Below are 1,287 nucleotides of genomic sequence, written 5' to 3' on the forward strand. Positions count from 1 at the left end.
GTGGCGTGTCCCCCGTGAACCGGTCCGGGTGGTTCTAGAGTCCTGATTGCCCTGTTGAGGGCGGAGAAGGGACGATAGGGATCATGGCGGGACGGAAGCGTCACTCGGCTGAGGACATCGTGCGCAAGTTGCGCCGAGCCGATGAACTGGCGGCCGAGGGCAAGAACGGCGAGGAGATCGCCGCCGACCTCGAGGTGTCGGCGGCCACGTTGTACAACTGGCGCCGCCAGTACGGCGGTATGGACGCTGATGCCGCCAAGGAACTCAAGGAGCTACGCGAGCAGAACGGCCGGCTCAAGCGCCTGCTCGCCGACGCCGAGTTGGAGAAAGACGCGCTGCGGGAGATCGCCAAGGGAAAATTCTGAGCCCGACCGCCAAACGCGCCGCGATCGACATGCTCAAAGACGTGAAGAACATGTCAGAACGTATGGCGTGCAGGGTTGTTGGGCTTTCACGGTCTACCTACCGGCGTCTGCCGTTGGCTCAGACACCGGCCGACCCGGACGCTGGTATGCGTGCACAGCTACGCACCTACGCCCGCAAGCACCCGCGACACGGGTTCCGGCGGGCGTGGGCGCACCTGCGGTTCGACGACGGTATCGAGGTGAACAAGAAGAAGGTGCATCGGCTGTGGACGGAGGAGGGCCTGCAGGTGCGCCGGGCGCCGCGGCGCAAACGAGCCGGGCAATCGTCAGTGCCGATCGTGGCGGCGGATGCGCCGAAGGTGGTGTGGGCATTGGACTTTCAGTTTGACTCGACCGTGGATGGCAAGAAGGTCAAGATCGCATCAATGGTCGATGAACACACCCGGATGTCGTTGCTCAACATCGTGGATCGCTCGATCACCGCCGACCGGTTGGTCGAGGAATTGGAGAAGACCTTCGCGATCTGGGGTGGCCCACCCATGGTGCTACGCATGGACAACGGCCCTGAGTTCATCTCAGAGGCCCTGCAGGCGTTCTGTGCAGGGTCGGTAGGCATCTCCTATATTCCGCCCGGCACGCCGTGGAACAACGGGTTCATCGAATCGTTCAACAACCGGCTTCGCGACGAGTGCCTGAACCGCAACTGCTGGCCCACCCTGCTCGAAGCTCGCGTGGTGATCGACGATTTCAAAGACGACCACAACCACCGGCACCGCCACTCGGCGCTGGGCTACCAGACCCCGGCCGAGTACGCTGCCCGATGCACCCACCAGCACCACCCTGTGGGCTGCGAGATCGACTGACCGACAGCTAGAAGAAACTGGCTCTAGAACTGCCTGGACCGGCTATCGGGGACCTGCCA

1 protein-coding gene is annotated in these 1,287 nt (G+C 63.3%); it reads left to right on the plus strand.

Going from position 1 to position 1,287, the window contains the following annotated elements; translation table 11 throughout:
- Window positions 1-83: 83 nt before the first annotated feature.
- Window positions 84-1,228 (plus strand): IS3 family transposase gene (locus M4D77_RS23755; protein WP_091344253.1). Its coding sequence is split into 2 segments (ribosomal slippage): window positions 84-351 and window positions 351-1,228, totalling 1,146 coding nucleotides; the frame shifts between segments, so codons are not numbered across the junction.
- Window positions 1,229-1,287: the final 59 nt, after the last annotated feature.

Source organism: Gordonia sp. p3-SID1431 (assembly GCF_025143765.1).
GTDB lineage: Bacteria > Actinomycetota > Actinomycetes > Mycobacteriales > Mycobacteriaceae > Gordonia > Gordonia hongkongensis.